Below are 15,979 nucleotides of genomic sequence, written 5' to 3'. Positions count from 1 at the left end.
CATGAGGTCAACGGCGCGCGACCTACCTCACACCATCCGGACCACGTGCTTCCCCCGCACGCCACCCTCCTCCAGCGCCCGGTGCGCCGCGGAGATGTCCGCCAGGTCGTGCACGGTGTCCACGACGGGGCGGAGGGCTCCGGCCTCCACGAGCCCGGTCAGCTCGGCGAACAGCGCGTGCGTCGGGTTCCCGCTGAAGAACCGCACCCGCCGCGAGCCGAAGACGGTCGACAGCAGCACGTACCCGACGGACGCGACCGAGTCGAAGGAGATCCCGACCATCCGCCCACCCCTGGCGAGCAGGCCGCGGTAGGCGGGCAGCGAGGAGCCCGCGGTGTCCAGCACGACGTCGAACTCCCCCAGGTCCCCCGGTTCGGTGGCACGGCGGTCGAACACCTCGTGCGCCCCCAGTTCCCGCACCAGGTCGAGGTTCTTCGCACCGGCGAGCCCCGTGACGTGCGCGCCGTAGTGCCGCCCCAACTGGACGGCGATGCTCCCGATCCCACCCGCGGCGCCGCGCACCAGCAGCCGCTCGCCCGGCTTGAGGCGGGCGTGGTCGCGCAGCGCCGTGATCGCCGTCGTCCCGGCGGGCAGCGCGGCGGCCTCGACCAGGTCCAGCCCGGCCGGGCTGGGCGACAGCTTGCGGGGCCGCACGGCCACGTACTCGGCGGCGGACCCGCCGACGAAGCGCGACATCATCCCCCAGACGTGGTCGCCCGCCCTCGGGCCGGGCACGCCCTCGGCCGCCGTGACGACGACCCCGGCGAAGTCGATCCCCGTGCGCTTGGGGAAGCGGCGGGGGGCGAACCACCTCAGCTTGCCGGAGCGCAGCATCAGCTCACCGCCGTTGACGCTCACCCCGTGGACCCGGACCAGCACCTCCCCCGGCTTCACCACGGGCATCGGCACCCTCGCCTCGTACAGCACCTCCGGCGGCCCGTAGGAGTCGAACTGGGCCACGCGCATCTCGTTCACGGCTCTCCTCGCCTGGACAAATGGAGGATGCCCTCCACTTGCCTCGACGCTAACACGACAACTGGAGGACACCCTCCACTTGAGCTAAAGTGAGAGGCATGACGACCGAGCCCTCTCGGATGGCCGCGGCGGAGGCGCTGCGCGTCGACGCCAGGAACAACCGGACCCGCATCGTCGAGGCCGCGCGCCTGCTCTTCGCCGAGGAGGGCCTGGACGTCACGATGACCGACATCGCCCGCCACTCGGGTGTGGGCGTGGCGACGCTCTACCGCCGCTTCCCCACCAAGGAGGCCCTGGTGGCGGAGGCGTTCGCCGAGCAGATCGAGCTGTGCGCGGCGGTGGTGGAGGACGCGCTGGCCGACCCGGACCCGTGGTGCGCGTTCCGCGCCGTCCTGGAGCAGGTGTGCGCCATGCAGGCCGTGGACAAGGGCTTCACCGGCGCGTTCGCCTGCCGCTTCCCCGACGCGACCGTGCTCGACGGGCTGCGCTCCCGCGCCGAGAGGGGCTTCGGCGAGCTGGCCAGGCGGGCCAAGGCGTCGGGTGAGCTGCGCGAGGACTTCACGTTCGACGACATCACGCTGCTGCTGATGGCCAACGGCGGCATCACGGCCGACTCGCCGGAGTCGGCGCTGGCCGCGTCCCGCAGGCTCGTCGGCCTGCTGCTGCACGCCTTCCGCGCCGACGGAGCCGAACCACTGCCTCCCGCACCCCGCCTCGAACTGCACCACGTGGTCCGGCCTCCGACGGCGCGCTGACTACCGGAGCCCGTGCCGCCGATCGCCCAGCACGATCTCGCACACGCGGGCCTCCATCTCGGCGGAGAACGGCTCGTCCACCCTCTGCTCCTGCTCCATGGTCATCACCTCCGCGACCATCGTGCGGCAGCCTTGCCGGAACCGCACCGATCCATGCCGTTTCGGCAAGAAGATGGGGTCCGCGGTGGCGCGTCAGGCCTCCAGGTGCGACCAGAGCGCCTGGTCGAGGGTGAACCGGATGAGCTGGCGCTCCAGCGCGCGAGCCTCGTCGTGCGGCACGGCGCCGCCCCACAGCGGTGCCGCGCTCGCCCCGTCGGCGGCGGCCACGACCAGCGCCAGCACGTGGGCGGGCAGGCCGTCGGCGCCCAGTTCGGCGCTCCAGCGGCGGGTGTCGGCGCGGACGAGGTCCGCGACCTCGGGCAGGGCGCCGAGCTGGACCACGAGCGCCGCGCTCTCGCGGAGCGCGACCTCGTCGTGCGAGGACGACAGGCAGGCCCTCACGTAGGCGCGCGTGAGCGCGCCGGGAGCGGAGTCCGCGGGGTCGACGGCGGCGACCACCTCGGCGCGGAACGCCTCCACCAGGTCCTGGGCGAGGGCCCGCACCAGGTCGTCCTTGGTGGCGAAGTGGTAGAGCAGCCCGCCCTTGGACACCTGCGCCTCGCGGGCGATCTCGTCCAGGCTGGCGGCGATGCCCCTGGTGCGGATCACGGAGGCGGCGGCGTCGAGCAGCGCCCGGCGCGTCACCGCGGGCGTGCGCCCTGCCTTGCGAGCCATGCTCACGCCCCTTCCGACGCACTCCTGGTGCCCGTGTTCCTACCGGAGGGGATGGTGCGCCAGGCGACCAGGGCCGCCACGGCGGTGATCACGGCGGCGATGGTCGACGTCGTCTGCATGGCGATCGTGAACGCCTCCTTCACCGGTGCCACCAGCGGCGAGGCGGGGTCCAGCGCGGCCAGCGCGGAGCCGACCGAGTCCTCGACGGCGGGACGGGCCGCGCCGGGCACGTCCAGGTTCGCCCGGTAGGCCAGGGTGACCACGGAGCCGAGCACCGCGATGCCCAGCACCACACCGAGTTCGTAGGCGGTCTCGGAGATCGCCGACGCCGCGCCCGCCCGGTGCGGCGGCACCGCCGACACGACCGCGTCCACCGTCAGCGTCATCGCCAACCCCACACCGAGCCCCACCGGCAGCAGCGCCAACCCCAGCCACAGGTAGCTCTCCGCCCCCTCGGCGACGGCGACCAGCAGCAGCCCGACCGCGGCGGTGGCCAGCCCCGCGGCCACGGCGCGCCCCGTGCCCCACCGCGCGGCGACCACGCCGACCACACCGATGACCACCACCGAGGCGACCATCGTCGGCATCTCGGCCAGCCCCGCCACCAGCGGGCTGAACCCGCGCACGAACTGGAGGTACTGGGAGAAGAAGAACAGCAGCCCGGTCAGCGCGAAGATCGCGATCACGTTGGCCAGCACCGCACCGGTGAACGCGGCGTTCCGGAACAGCCCGACGTCGATCAGGGGCGGGTCCGTCCGCCGCTGCCGCCGCACGAACAGCACCGCGGCCACCAGCCCGACCAGCGCGGACCCCACCGTCCACCCGTCCGGTCCGGAGCCGACGGCGTGCTTGACCGCGTACACCAGCGGCGTGATCGCCGCGAACGACAACCCGGCCGAGACCAGGTCGAACCGGCCGGGATCCGGGTTGCGCGACTCGGGCAGCAACAGCCCTCCCGCGACCAGGAAGACGACCACGACGGGCACGTTGACCAGGAACACCGAGCCCCACCAGAACCGCTCCAGCAGCGCACCACCGATCAACGGCCCCAACGCCAGCCCGCCACCCGAGCCCGCCGACCAGATCGCGATGGCCCTGGTCCGCTCCCGCGCGTCGGGGAACAGGTTGCGGATGATCGACAGCGTGGACGGCATGATCGTCGCACCGGCCACGCCCAACAGCAGTCGGGCCCCGATGAGCATCTCCGAACTGGTCGAGAACGCCGCCAGCAACGAGGCCGCCCCGAACGCGGCCGTACCCACGAGCAGCACCCTCTTGCGCCCGACACGGTCGGCGAGCGTGCCGGTGGTGACGAGCAGGCCCGCCAGGGCGAGCGAGTAGACGTCGCCGATCCAGAGGACCTCGGTCGCGGTGGGTGCCAGGTCGCGGGACAGCGACGGCACGGCCAGGTAGAGCACCGTGCCGTCGATCGCCAGCAACAACACGGAGCCGACCAGCACTCCCAGCGCGGCCCACCGCCGCCGGCCACCCACCACGACCACGTCGTTCATCGCCATCCTGAAACTGTACCGTCCGGACGGTTTAGTTTCTTGGACGCTGTGACCGACTCGACACCGTCGTGACACGGTGTTCTTCGCCAGCAGTTCGTCGCGGTGTTGGCGAGCAACGCCGTGGTCGCCTCGCGACCCCCGGCCCCCTGGCCACTCCCCCGCCAGACCGGCCACGCTGGACCCATGACCGACGAACCGACGGACCCGGACCGCATCGCCCGAATCCGCCTCTCCTCCCTCTACCTCCCCCTCCCCACCCCCATCAGCGACGCCAAGGTCCTCACCGGCCGCCAGCGCCCCATGACCGAGGTGGCCTTCCTGTTCACCGAGATCACCACGGCGCAGGGGTACGAGGGGATCGGGTTCAGCTACGCGAAGCGGGCGGGTGGGCCAGGGCTCTACGCGCACGCCGGGGAGGTCGCTCCCGTGCTCATCGGGGAGGATCCCAATGACACGGGCAGGTTGTGGACGAAGCTGGTGTGGGCCGGGGCTTCGGTGGGGCGCAGCGGGTTGGCCACCCAGGCGGTCGCGGCGTTCGACGTGGCGCTGTGGGACCTGAAGGCGAAACGGGCCGGGTTGTCGCTCGCCAAGCTGTTGGGCGCGCACCGCGAGTCGGTCCGCTGCTACAACACCTCGGGCGGGTTCCTGCACACCCCGACGGAGCAGGTGCTGGAGAACGCGGACGCCTCGTTGCGGAGGGGCATCGGCGGGATCAAGATCAAGGTGGGCGATCCCTCGCCGAACGCGGACCTGCGGCGGGTGGAGGCGGTTCGGGAGCACCTCGGCGACGGCGTTCCGATCATGGTCGACGCGAACCAGCAGTGGGACCGGCCGACGGCGCGGCGGATGGGGCGGGCGTTGGAGCGCTTCGACCTCACGTGGATCGAGGAACCGCTGGACGCCTACGACTCCGAGGGCCACGCGGCGCTGGCGGCGAGCCTGGACACGCCGATCGCGACCGGTGAGATGCTCGCGAGCGTGGCGGAGCACTGGACGCTCATCCGCGACCGGGCGGTGGACGTGATCCAGCCCGACGCGCCGCGGATCGGTGGCATCACCCAGTTCCTGAAGCTGGCCGCGCTCGCCGAGCACCACCACCTGCAACTGGCGCCGCACTTCGCCATGGAGATCCACCTCCACCTGGCCGCGGCCTACCCGCACGAGCCGTGGGTGGAGCACTTCGACTGGCTGGAGCCGCTGTTCACCGAGCGCCTGCACACCAGCGACGGCCGCATGCGCGTGCCGACCCGGCCCGGCCTCGGCCTGACGCTCACCGAGCAGGCCCGCGCCTGGACGCGGGCCTCGCACGAGGTGACCTGACCGGCGTGGCTACAGCCCGCCGTAGGCGGCCATCACGACGCCCAGACCGCGGTCGTCACCCAGCGGGCCCGACTCGACCATCTGGTTCATCACGTACGACACCACGAGCCGCTGGTCGGGGTCGACCAGGACGATCGACCCGCCCCACCCGCCCCAGGAACAGGTCCGGCCCCGCAGGGCGTAGCCCGTGCCGTACCGGATCGGAGCGCCGAGCACCCGGTCCTCGCCGACGAACTGCTCCTCGAACACCCGCTCGCACCCCGCGGCGGACAGCAGCCGCACGCCGCGGGCCTCGCCGCCGCACGCGAGCACCGACTGCACGGCGGCGACGGACCGGGCGTTGCCGAAACCGCTGGCGGACGGGATGTCGGCCCGCCGCCAGGCCTCGGTGTTCGCGGTCTCCGCCGGGATGGGCGGGTTTCCCGGGCCTCGGGCCTCCAGCTCGGGCGCCCTGGTCGTGGCCGGGATGATCGGGGCGACGCGGTGGTCGTGCTCGGGGGCGAGTCCGATGTGGAAGTCGGCGCCCAGCGGACCGGCCACGTCCTCGGCGAAGAACACACCGAGGGCGCGGCCGGTCACCCGGCGGACCACCTCACCGAGCAGGAACCCCTGCGTCACGGCGTGGTAAGCGCCTACCACCCCCGGCTCCGAGACGAGCGGCTGCTCCGCCAGCAGCGCCGTCGCGGCCGACCAGTCGTAGAGCACGTCGAGCGCCACCGGCTCGGTCCACGCGGGCAGGCCCGAGGTGTGCCCGAGGACGTGCCGCACCAGCACCTTCCCCTTGCCCTCGGCGGCGAACTCGGGCCAGTACTCCGCCACGGGGGCGTCCAGGTCGAGGTCGCCGCGGTCGGCGAGGACCAGCGCGCACAGCGCGGTCATCGTCTTCGTGGTCGACCAGACACCGGTGATCGTGTCGCGCTCCCACGGGCGCGCGCCCTCCTCGTCGGCGCACCCGCCCCAGAGGTCGACCACCGGCTCGCCGTCCAGGTACACCGCGGCGGACGCGCCGCCGCCCTGCTCCAGCGATGCCACCAGCGCGTCGCGCACCGCCCCGAACCGTTCGCCGCAGATGCCCCCGATGTGCGCCATGCGCGGTACCCAACCCGATTTCCCGTGCCCTGCCAACGGATTTAACGCGGGACCTCGTACTGGTAGGTCGGGTAGGTCAGGTACCCCGCGTCGCCGCCCTGGTAGAACGTGGCCTCGTCGACCGGGGCGATCGGGAGCGCGTTGCGGAGCCGCTCGACGAGGTCGGGGTTGGCGATGAACGCGCGGCCGAAGCCGATCAGGTCGGCACCCAGCCCGAGCCAGTGGTCGGCGTCGGCCCGGCTCGTCTGCTTCGGTCCCGTCGGCGGCACCGGGTTGACGATGAGCGTGCCCGGCCACGCGCGGCGCAGGCCGAGCAGCACGTCCTCGTCGGCGGTCGCCTCCAGGTGGACGTAGGCCACCTCCAGGCGGGCCAGTTCCGCCAGCAGGGCCGCGTACAGCTCGGGCACGTCGGCGTCCTGGACGCCCCAGATCGTCGCGGCGGGTGAGAGGCGGATGCCGGTCCTGGCCGCGCCGACGGCGTCGACGGTCGCCGACGCGGCCTCGACGGCGAACCGGATCCGGTTGCGCACCGGGCCGCCGTAGCCGTCCGTGCGCAGGTTGGCGTTCGAGGAGAGGAACTGCGAGATCAGGTAGCCGTTGGCGCCGTGCAGCTCCACGCCGTCGAAGCCCGCGTCGACGGCTCGCCTGGCCGCGTCGCCGTAGGACCGGGCGTGCTCGGGCACCTCGGCGGTGTCCAGGGCGCGCGGCACCGGCGCGGGCTTGGGGCCGGTCGGGGTGAAGACCTCGCCGACGGCGGGCACGGCGGAGGGCCCGACCGGCTGGACGCCGGTGGTGTCCGGGTGCGACACCCGGCCGCCGTGCATGATCTGGGCGAACACCCGGCCGCCGTTGGCGTGCACGGCCTCGGTCACCGGGCGCCACGAGGCGGTCTGCTCGTCGGTGTGCAGGCCCGGCGTGCCGGGGTTGGACTGCCCGACCAGGCTCGGCTGCACGCCCTCGGTCACGATCAGCCCGGCCGTGGCCCGCTGGGCGTAGTACGTCGCCATCGACGGGGTCGCCAGTCCGCCCGCGGCGGCCCGGACCCTGGTCATCGGGGCCATCACCACCCGGTTGGGCAGCGCCAGGTCGCCGAGCCGGTACCTGTCGAAGAGGGAAGTCACGTCGAAGCTCCTTCACGATCCGGATCGCCCGTCCAGGGCGTGCCCCAACGCTAGAAGCTCACATCAGTGTCAGGTGCAAAGAATTGTGCCGCAGGTCACGTGCACGAGAGCGAAACCCGTGGTCACAGCCCTGCCTCTGCTATGTACGCTCGTACACATGGAGGCCTCGACCCGCCGCCCGCGGCGGCACGACCCCGACCGGCGGGACCGCATCATCGACGCCGCGCTCGCGATCATCGCCGAGCGCGGCGTGGCGGGCGTCTCGCACCGGGCGGTCGCGCGGGCGGCGGACGTGCCGCTCGGGTCGACGACCTACCACTTCACGTCGCTGGACGACCTGCTGGCCGAGGCGTTCACCCGGCACGCCGACTCGATCGCGGGCGTCTTCGAGGAGCGCATGGCCGCCGCGCCCGACCGCTCGGCGGCCGTCGAGTCGGTCGCCGAGCACATCTCGGGCGACCTGCTCGACGCGAACCGCGACCTGGTGCTCAGCGTCGAGCTGTACGTGGCGGCGGCCCGCAAACCCGCGCTGCGCGCCGTGACCCAGGCCTGGATGCGCCGCAGCCGCCAAGCGCTGGAGCACCACTTCGACCCCGGCACCGCACGGGAGCTGGACGCCCTGATCGAGGGGCTCGTGCTGCACAGCGCGCTGTCCACCGACCCGATGACCCCGGCGCAGGTCCGCGCCGCGCTCCACCGGTTCCTCCCCTGACCACACCCTGCCCGACGGGATCACCATGACCACCGCACCACCCGCCGCGCCGACGCGCGCCGCCAGGGGCGCCCGCGCCGCCGTGGCAGCCCTGTTCCTCACCAACGGCGCCCTCTTCGCCAACGTGGTGCCCCGCTACCCCGAGATCAAGGCGAGCCTGGACCTCAGCAACACCGTCCTGGGGGCCGCGCTGGCCGGGTTCCCCCTCGGCGCGCTGGTGGCGGGCCTGCTGGCGAGCGCGGCGATCCGCCGGTTCCGGTCGTCGCGGGTGGCCGCGCTCGGGATCGTCCTGCTCGCCGCCACCACCCTGCTGATCCCGCTCGCGCCGAACTGGCTCGGCCTGGGCGCGGTGCTGTTCGTCGTGGGCGCGCTGGACGCCGTGGTCGACGTCGCGCAGAACGCCCACGGCCTGCGCGTGCAGCGCCTCTACGGGCGGTCCATCGTCAACTCCTTCCACGGCGTGTGGAGCATCGGCGCCGTGCTGGGCGGCCTGATGGGCGCGGCGGCCGCCGGTCTCGGCGTGCCGCTCGCGCTGCACCTCGGCTTCTCCGCCGCGCTGTTCGGCGTCGTCGCGCTGGTCGCCTACCGGTTCCTCCTGCCGGGTCACGAGGACGCCGAACGCGCCGAGCCCACCACCGCCGCGGCCCCGACGGCCCGCCGCGCGTTCGCGGGCACGGCCGTGAAGATGCTCGCCGCGCTGGGCGTCCTGGCCGCGTGCGGCGCGCTGGTCGAGGACGCGGGCGCGTCGTGGGGCGCGATCTACCTCAGCGGCGACCTGCGCACCAGCGCCGCCACCGCCGGTCTCGCGTTCGTCGCCCTCCAGGTCGCCATGACGATCGGCAGGCTCACCGGCGACCGGGCCGTGGACCGGTTCGGCCAGCGCGCCGTCGTCCGCGCGGGCGGGGCGTTCGCGGCCGTGGGCATGGGCCTCGCGCTGGCCGTGCCGACCGTCGGCACGGCCCTCGCGGGCTTCGCGCTGGCGGGCCTGGGCGTGGCCACCCTCGTCCCGGCCGCCATGCACACCGCCGACGAACTCCCCGGCCTCCCCAACGGGATGGGCCTCACCGTGGTCAGCTGGCTGCTCCGGGTGGGGTTCCTGCTGTCACCGCCGGTCGTCGGGTTCGTCGCCGACCTCACCAGCCTGCGGGTCGGGCTGCTCAGCGTCGTGTTCGCGGGCGTGGTGACGGTCGTGCTGAGCCGCGTGCTGGTGAACCGGACCGGCGAGACGTCCTAGTGGTGCCCGACGGGCGCCCCTCACGGCTGGGCGACTCGGCGCTCCCCCACCCGTTCGTGCTCCGTCCACAGCCCGTGGGGGTATCCCAGCCGCGGCGCGCTCACCTCGTCGAGCCGGTCGAGCTGGCGCGGTGGGATGTCCAGCTCGCCCGCCGCGAGGTTGGACGTGAGCTGGTCCACGGTCCTCGGTCCGACGACGGGGATCACGCCCTTCGACATCGACCACCTGATCGCCACCGCGTCCGGGGTCGCACCGAGGTCCTGGGCGACGGCCTCGACGGCGTCCAGGACCTTCGCCTTGGCGGGGTCGTCCTCCCGGTGGAGGAACCGGCTGATCGAACTCTGGGCACGACCCGTCTCGCCCCGCCGGTACTTGCCCGTCAGCAGACCGCCGCCGAGCGGCGAGAACCCGAGGACGCCCAAGCCGAAGGCTTCCGCCATCGGCACCAGCTCGCGGTCGGCGTCGCGCTCGACGAGGCTGTACTCGACCTGGATCGCCACGAGGGGCGCCCAGTCCCGCTGCCGCGCCAGGGTGACCCCGGTCGCCACGCGCCACGCGGGGAAGCTGGAGAGACCGGCGTACAGGATCTTGCCCGCGCGCGTCAGGTCGTCGAAGGCCCGCAGCACCTCCTCGATGGGCGTGGACACGTCGGCCACGTGGGCCCAGAGCACGTCAACCCGGTCGGTGCCCAGTCGACGCAGGCTCTGCTCCAGGGACTGGACCATCGCCTTGCGGCTGTTCCCGGTCAGGTGGAGGCCGCTGCTCGCCGACGTCCCCATCGTGTACTTCGTCGCCAGGACCACGTCCTCGCGATCCGAGGAGATGATGTCCGAGAGGTACTCCTCGGCCTCCCCCGACTGGTAGTTGGACGCGGTGTCGATGAAGTTCCCGCCCGCCTGCCGGTAGGTGTCGTACATCGCCCGTGCCTCGGGCGCGGTCGCCCCGTGCCCCCAGCCCGTGCCGAAGTTCCCCGTCCCCAGCGACAGTTCCGATACCCGCAGCCCCGATCGTCCGAGAAATCGGTATCGCATAAGACTTTTCGCTCCTCGCGTCGATCCGGCAGGCGGCTCCCGCCGCCAGGCACCCATCGTTTCGCTCGTCGGACCTATAGTCCATAACGTGGAGTCCGGCGAAGCTTACCGATCGTCCAGCGCTGAAGTCCTCCTCGGTGCGCACGACCCCGTCCGAGACGTCCTGGCGCTGGCGCGGCCCAGGGCCGTCGCGCCCGTTCCGCTCCGCGCGACGGCGCCGTGGGAGGCCCGGTTCTCCCCCTTCCCGCACATCAAGCTCGGCGTGGTGGTGGAGGGCCAGTGCTGGTTGCGCGTCGACGGACGGGCCCCTCTTCTGCTGAGCACGGGCGACTTCTACCTCCTCGGCGACCCACCGCCCTACAGCCTCGGGAGTTCGACCGAGGACACGTCCGCGAAGGGGCCCGAGATCCCTCCGGGCTCCGTCGCGTACACGTGCAGCGTCGACTTCACGTTCCAGGACTCCGACGCGTCGACCCTGTTCTCCTCACTCCCCCCGGCCATGCTCGTGAAAGCGGACGACGACGCCGGAAGGCTGCTCTGGAACATCGCGACCCTGCTCGTCCACGAGATCCGGACGTGCGAGGCGGGCCAGTCCCTCGTCCTCGAACACCTGGCCCAGATCCTGCTGGTGCACATGCTGAGGTCGCACGCCGGTTCGTCGCACGAGCCACTGGGGTGGCTCGCGTCGGTCGCCGACGACGGGATCGGGGCAGCGCTGCGAGCCGTCCACGCCGACCCGCGCCACCGCTGGACGCTCGACGAGCTCTCAGGCATCGCGACGATGTCGAGGTCGGCGTTCGCCGCGCACTTCCGGAACAGGGTGGGCCGTCCCCCGTTGGACTACCTCATCGAGTGGCGGATGCAGCTGGCGCGGGCCGCGCTGCGCACGGAGGACTCCCTCACGGCCATAGCGGAGGCCGTCGGGTACCAGTCCGAAAGTGCTTTCAGCACCGCTTTCCGGCGCGTTGTCGGGATGCCACCACGGGAGTTCCGCGCCTCGCTGCGCGCGCGGCCGAGGGACCGCGCCTGACGCGCGACGCCGTCACCACCAGACCTCGCCGGACACTGAGCCCTTGCGCTCAGCGTTCCGGCACGCAACACTTAGCCTCATGGCACAGTATTCGGCGGAACTGGACGGTGTGTTCACCGCTCTCGCCGACCCGACGCGGCGCGGTGTCATCCGCCGCCTCGGCCGCAGTCCGACGAGCGTGGGCGACCTCGCCCGCGAGTTCCCGATGACCCTCCCCTCCTTCATGAAGCACGTGCGGACGCTGGAGGCGACCGGCCTGATCCGCACGGTCAAGCTCGGCCGCGTGCGCACCTGCGTGCTCAACCGCGACCGCCTCGCCCTGGTCGACGGCTGGCTCGCGGAGCAGCGCCGGATCTGGGAGGACCGCACCGACCGACTGGAAAGCCTCGTCACCGACCCGGAGGAACACCCGTGAACCCCGATCTCGACCTGGTCCTGGAGCGGGTCATCCGCGCTCCCCGTGCGGCCGTGTGGTCCGCGTGGACCGATCCGGCCCGCTTCGCGAGGTGGTGGGTCCCCGCACCGACCGCGTGCCGGGTCGACCGCCTCGACGTCCGGCCCGGCGGCGGGCTCGTGACCCTGATGAGCGACGACGGGGTGGCCTTCGTCCCGCACCTCGACGCGACGTTCCTCGTCGTGGACGACCTGGAGCGGATCGTGTTCACGAACGCGGTCGACAGCGCGTGGCGCCCGGCGAACCCCGCGCCGGTGCCGATGACGGCGGAGGTCACGATGGGCGACCACCCGGACGGCACGGACTACCGGGTCGTCGTCCGGCACGGCGACCCGGCCGCCCGCGCCCGCCACGAGGAACTCGGCTTCCTCGACGGCTGGGGCTCGGTCACCGAGCAGCTCGCCGCGGTGGCGGCGGGCCGGTGAAGGTCGCGCTCACGCAGTTCGTCACCCTCGACGGGGTCAGCCAGGGCCCCGGCTCGCCGAACGAGGACACGAGCGGCGGCTTCACGCGGGGCGGCTGGCTCGTGCCCCACCTGGACGGGCTCTTCGTCCAACGGGCGTCCGAGTGGCTGGACCTCGCCGACGGCCTGCTGCTCGGGCGGCGGACCTACGAGGCGTTCGCCCGCGACTGGCCGCGGACCACCGACCCGGAGGACCCCTTCAGCGAGCGGATGAACGCGCTGCCGAAGTACGTGGTGACCTCCACCCCCACCGAGGCGACCTGGCGGCCGGTGACCGTGCTCCGCGGCGACCCGGTCACGTCCGTCGGGGCGCTCAAGGCGAGGCCGGGCCGGGAACTCCAGGTCCACGGGAGCGCGCGGCTCGGCAACGCCCTGCTGGCGGCGGGCCTCGTCGACACGCTCCGGCTGGTGGTCGCCCCGGTCGTGACCGGGGAGGGGCGGCGGCTGTTCGACCACCCGAGCGGCCCCGTCGGCCTGCGGCTCGTCGACCACGAGGTGTCGGCGAACGGTCTGCTGCTGCTCCGGTACGAGACCGCGGGCGCCGCTCCGGCCGCGGCCTACGAGGGCGTCACGGCCTTCGTGGGGTAGCGCCGGTCCCCGCCGCGCCACGGCGGCGGGCGAGCAGCGTGGAGTCGTGGACGTCGACCACCACGCCCTCGCGGGTCATCGTCCTCGGCCGCTGCTCGACCACGAGGACCTCGAAGTCGTCCGGCAGGCCGGGCAGCAGGTCCTCCGCGAGGAACATCGCCCCGAGGTGGATCGCCGACACGCTGGTGAAGACGCCGGAGGGCGCGTGGCCGACGACGAGCAGGTGACCGCCGCGGGCGACGGCACCGGCCAGCCTGCGCACCACCTCCACCATCCCGCCGTCCGGCGGGTGCAGGAAGTGGCTGCTGACCAGGTCGTAGGTGCGGGCGCCCGCGGCGAAGCCCCTGGCGTCGACCTGCCACCAGTCGACGCGGTCGGCGACGCCCGCCTGCTGGGCGTGCCGGGCGGCTCGGGCCAGGCCCGCGGCGGAGAAGTCGGCGCCGGTGGCGGTCCAACCCCGCTGGGCCAGCCAGATCACGTCACCGCCCTCGCCGCAGCCGACGTCGAGGGCGGTGCCCGGCGTCAGCCCGGCCACCTCGGCGACGAGCTGCGGGTTGGGGTTCCCGCTGAAGACCTTCTCCTGCCCGGAGTACCGCTCGTCCCAGCCCGCGGGCTCGAACATGGCCGAGGCCTCGTCGTCGGCGAGCCGGTGGTCGTGTGCGCTCATCAGGTGGTTCCTCCGCAGGCGGTCAGGTCCCGGACGTGGTTCCGCCCGTGGGGACGAGCTTCCCGACCACCGTCCACCGCTGACAAACTTCCTTGCCGTTCCGGCAAGGAGAGCACTCAGTGGGCGCCGAACACCTCGGCGAGCGCGTGCGGGGCGCCTGCGCCGAAGAGGAGTTCCCGCGTCGACTCGCCGTCGGCCGCGGCCTCGGTGCCGCGCGGGACCGCGGCGCGCTCGTACTCGTCGAGGGCCGATTCGACGTCGTCGGCGTGGGCGGCGATCAGCCTGCCGAGGTCGGCGCCGTCGAGCATGGCCAGGTTGGCGCCCTCACCGTTGGGGATCGCGAGGTGGGCGGCGTCGCCGATCAGGGTCACCCCCCGCACCCGGTCCCACGAGTGCCCGACCGGCAGGGAGTGGATGGGGCGCAGGACCGGCGCGGTGGCGCTCTCGGTGATCAGCGCGGTGAGTTCCGGCGCCCAGCCGTCGAACTCGCGCGCGATCCGCGCGGCGGCCACCGCGGGATCGGTGAAGTCGACGGCGGCGAACCAGTCCCGCGACTCGGCGAGCGCCAGGTAGGCGTGCAGGGTGTCGCCGCGCTCCCGGTGGGCGAGGATCCCCCTGCCCGGCGCGGTCGCCAGCAGCGACCCGCCGCCGACCGCCTTCGCGGTGGCCGGGTGGCGGGTGTCGGCGTCGGTCAGGTAGGTCTCGACGTAGGACATGCCCGCGTACACGGGCGTGGCGTCGGAGAGCAGCGGCCGGACGCGCGACCACGCCCCGTCCGCGCCGACGAGCAGGCTCGTGACGACGGTGCCGCCGCCGGTGAAGGCCACCTCGTGCTCGCCGCCGCCGAGGGGGCGGACGCCCCCGACCCGGTGGTTCCACCGGACCGTGCCCTCCGGGAGCGAGTCGAGCAGCATCCGGCGCAGCTCGCCGCGCTGCACCTCGGGGTTTCCCCCGGTGCCGTCGTCGGGCTGGTCGACCAGGACGGTCCCGTCGCGGTCGAGGATCCGCATGGCCTGGCGGCCCTCCAGGACGAGACCGCGGAACTCCTCGGTCAAGCCCGCCTCCCGCAGCGCCACCTGACCGTTGTGGTCGCGGATGTCGAGCAGCCCGCCCTGCGTCCGCGCCGTCGGGGACGGCTCGGCCTCGTGGACGACGGCGGGGATCCCGTGGACGTGCAGGACCCTGGCCAGGGTGAGGCCCCCGAGTCCGGCTCCGATGATCGTGACGGGTCGGGTCACGGTGACTCCCCACTACTCTGGAACACTGTTCCAACACAGACTGGAACGTCGTTCCAGAGATGTCAAGCTGGAACGCCGTTCCAGCCGTGCCATGATGTGCGCGTGGTTGCCGCCGGAAAGCGACGGGGAGAGCCGCTCTCCCGCGACCGCATCGTCGAGGCCGCGATCGACCTGCTCGACGCGGAGGGCGAGGGCGGGCTCACGTTCCGCGCGCTGGCCCGCCGGCTGGCGACCGGGCCCGGCGCGATCTACTGGCACGTCACGGACAAGGACGAACTCCTCAGCGCCGCCACCGACGCCGTCGTCGCCACCACCATGACCGCCGACGCCGGGGGCACGACACCGCGGGAGGCCGTCCGGGCCGTCGCGCTCGGCGTGTTCGACGCGATCGACGCCCACCCGTGGGTCGGCTCGCACCTGGCCCGCGACCCGTGGAGGTCGCCGGTGCTGCGGGTGTTCGAGCACCTGGGGCGCCAGGTGCAGGCGCTCGGCGTGCCCGACGCCGCCCTGTTCACCGCCGCGTCCTCGCTGCTGAACTACATCCTCGGCGTGGGCGGGCAGAACGCGGCCAACAGCCGGGGGATCCGGCCGGACACGAACCGGGTCGAGTTCCTCACCACCGTCGCGACGGCGTGGGACACCCTCGACCCCGAGGAGTACGCGTTCACCCGGACCGTCGCGGGCCGGTTGCGCGAGCACGACGACCGGGAGGAGTTCCTCGCGGGCATCGACCTCATCCTCGCCGGGATCACGGCCCGGCTGGGCACCCCGCGCCTGCCGTAGGAGCGGAACCCGGCAGCGCCTCGACCGCGCCCGCCGCTGCGCGGCACCACCACACCCGAACGAGCGACACCACCACACCCGAACGATCGGTCCCGCCTGCCCCACGCTGCGGTAGTCGTCTTCTTACGGCAATCAGTCAAGTTATTGCGTTCAGTTCACGCCATGTTGCATCCTGGTCACCGTTCCGTGAACGAGGAGGCCCACGATGGCGTGACCCTCGGCTGCTCCCCCGAC

Annotated in this window: 18 protein-coding genes; 9 read left to right on the top strand and 9 right to left on the bottom strand. The window is 73.1% G+C overall.

The window, feature by feature from the left end:
* Positions 1 to 27: 27 nt before the first annotated feature.
* Positions 28 to 966, bottom strand: a complete 939-nt coding sequence (locus AC156L_RS19875) for an NAD(P)-dependent alcohol dehydrogenase (RefSeq protein WP_330878845.1) — start codon at positions 964 to 966, stop codon at positions 28 to 30.
* 107 nt (positions 967 to 1,073) lie between these two features.
* Here AC156L_RS19875 and AC156L_RS19870 point away from each other — a divergent pair, with 107 nt between their 5' ends.
* The gene (locus AC156L_RS19870) at positions 1,074 to 1,730 is read left to right on the top strand and encodes a TetR/AcrR family transcriptional regulator (protein WP_330878829.1); all 657 of its coding nucleotides are present in this window, start codon (positions 1,074 to 1,076) and stop codon (positions 1,728 to 1,730) included.
* Here AC156L_RS19870 and AC156L_RS19865 read toward each other — a convergent pair whose 3' ends face one another.
* From AC156L_RS19865 to AC156L_RS19855, 3 genes are read right to left on the bottom strand one after another with little or no spacing between them, the layout of a single operon-like run.
* Positions 1,731 to 1,877, bottom strand: a complete 147-nt coding sequence (locus tag AC156L_RS19865) for a hypothetical protein (RefSeq protein WP_330878828.1) — start codon at positions 1,875 to 1,877, stop codon at positions 1,731 to 1,733.
* Positions 1,878 to 1,922: 45 nt separating this feature from the next.
* The gene (locus tag AC156L_RS19860) at positions 1,923 to 2,504 is read right to left on the bottom strand and encodes a TetR/AcrR family transcriptional regulator (RefSeq protein WP_330878827.1); all 582 of its coding nucleotides are present in this window, start codon (positions 2,502 to 2,504) and stop codon (positions 1,923 to 1,925) included.
* 2 nt (positions 2,505 to 2,506) lie between these two features.
* A complete protein-coding gene (locus AC156L_RS19855) occupies positions 2,507 to 4,021 on the bottom strand; it encodes an MFS transporter (RefSeq protein WP_330878826.1) in 1,515 nt (504 codons plus the stop codon).
* Between the two features lie 177 nt (positions 4,022 to 4,198).
* Between AC156L_RS19855 and AC156L_RS19850 the strand changes: the two genes are divergently transcribed.
* Positions 4,199 to 5,335, top strand: a complete 1,137-nt coding sequence (locus AC156L_RS19850) for an L-talarate/galactarate dehydratase (RefSeq protein ID WP_330878825.1) — start codon at positions 4,199 to 4,201, stop codon at positions 5,333 to 5,335.
* 9 nt (positions 5,336 to 5,344) lie between these two features.
* Here the strand turns inward: AC156L_RS19850 and AC156L_RS19845 are convergent, their stop codons facing one another.
* Together AC156L_RS19845 and AC156L_RS19840 are read right to left on the bottom strand one after the other, a co-directional pair.
* Complete coding sequence (locus AC156L_RS19845) at positions 5,345 to 6,424, bottom strand: serine hydrolase domain-containing protein (RefSeq protein WP_330878824.1); 1,080 nt, start codon at positions 6,422 to 6,424, stop codon at positions 5,345 to 5,347.
* A gap of 41 nt (positions 6,425 to 6,465) precedes the next feature.
* Positions 6,466 to 7,545, bottom strand: coding sequence for an alkene reductase (locus AC156L_RS19840; protein ID WP_330878823.1), 1,080 nt, complete (start codon positions 7,543 to 7,545; stop codon positions 6,466 to 6,468).
* Between the two features lie 157 nt (positions 7,546 to 7,702).
* On the opposite strand from AC156L_RS19840, the gene AC156L_RS19835 reads away from it, so the two are divergent.
* On the top strand, positions 7,703 to 8,257 hold the full coding sequence (locus AC156L_RS19835) for a TetR/AcrR family transcriptional regulator (RefSeq protein ID WP_330878822.1): 555 nt from the start codon (positions 7,703 to 7,705) through the stop codon (positions 8,255 to 8,257).
* Between the two features lie 25 nt (positions 8,258 to 8,282).
* Positions 8,283 to 9,491 carry an MFS transporter gene (locus tag AC156L_RS19830; protein WP_330878821.1) on the top strand — a complete coding sequence of 403 codons (1,209 nt, stop codon included), beginning with the start codon at positions 8,283 to 8,285 and terminating at the stop codon, positions 9,489 to 9,491.
* 20 nt (positions 9,492 to 9,511) lie between these two features.
* On the opposite strand, the gene AC156L_RS19825 is transcribed toward AC156L_RS19830, so the two are convergent.
* Positions 9,512 to 10,522, bottom strand: a complete 1,011-nt coding sequence (locus AC156L_RS19825) for an aldo/keto reductase (RefSeq protein WP_330878820.1) — start codon at positions 10,520 to 10,522, stop codon at positions 9,512 to 9,514.
* A gap of 88 nt (positions 10,523 to 10,610) precedes the next feature.
* On the opposite strand from AC156L_RS19825, the gene AC156L_RS19820 reads away from it, so the two are divergent.
* From AC156L_RS19820 to AC156L_RS19805, 4 genes are all read left to right on the top strand, one after another.
* Positions 10,611 to 11,552, top strand: coding sequence for an AraC family transcriptional regulator (locus AC156L_RS19820; protein ID WP_330878819.1), 942 nt, complete (start codon positions 10,611 to 10,613; stop codon positions 11,550 to 11,552).
* Between the two features lie 79 nt (positions 11,553 to 11,631).
* Entirely contained in the window at positions 11,632 to 11,967 is a 336-nt protein-coding gene (locus tag AC156L_RS19815) for an ArsR/SmtB family transcription factor (RefSeq protein ID WP_330878818.1), read from the top strand.
* Entirely contained in the window at positions 11,964 to 12,431 is a 468-nt protein-coding gene (locus AC156L_RS19810; RefSeq protein WP_330878817.1) for an SRPBCC domain-containing protein, read from the top strand. Before AC156L_RS19815 ends, AC156L_RS19810 begins: the two co-directional genes overlap by 4 nt.
* A complete protein-coding gene (locus AC156L_RS19805) occupies positions 12,428 to 13,057 on the top strand; it encodes a dihydrofolate reductase family protein (RefSeq protein ID WP_484407147.1) in 630 nt (209 codons plus the stop codon). Before AC156L_RS19810 ends, AC156L_RS19805 begins: the two co-directional genes overlap by 4 nt.
* Here AC156L_RS19805 and AC156L_RS19800 read toward each other — a convergent pair.
* Together AC156L_RS19800 and AC156L_RS19795 are read right to left on the bottom strand one after the other, a co-directional pair.
* Positions 13,038 to 13,724 carry an SAM-dependent methyltransferase gene (locus AC156L_RS19800; RefSeq protein WP_330878815.1) on the bottom strand — a complete coding sequence of 229 codons (687 nt, stop codon included), beginning with the start codon at positions 13,722 to 13,724 and terminating at the stop codon, positions 13,038 to 13,040. The two genes, AC156L_RS19805 and AC156L_RS19800, sit on opposite strands and share 20 nt — an antisense overlap.
* A 116-nt stretch (positions 13,725 to 13,840) precedes the next feature.
* Positions 13,841 to 14,962: an FAD-dependent oxidoreductase gene (locus tag AC156L_RS19795; protein WP_330878814.1), complete on the bottom strand. Its 1,122-nt coding sequence runs from the start codon at positions 14,960 to 14,962 to the stop codon at positions 13,841 to 13,843.
* A gap of 102 nt (positions 14,963 to 15,064) precedes the next feature.
* Here AC156L_RS19795 and AC156L_RS19790 point away from each other — a divergent pair, with 102 nt between their 5' ends.
* Positions 15,065 to 15,745 (top strand): TetR/AcrR family transcriptional regulator, encoded by a 681-nt coding sequence (locus tag AC156L_RS19790; protein WP_330878813.1) that lies wholly within the window; start codon positions 15,065 to 15,067, stop codon positions 15,743 to 15,745.
* Positions 15,746 to 15,979: the final 234 nt, after the last annotated feature.

The sequence above is a fragment of the Umezawaea sp. genome (assembly GCF_057122925.1).
Note: the sequence above shows the minus strand (reverse complement) of the source record. Positions and strands in the feature narration are given on the sequence as shown.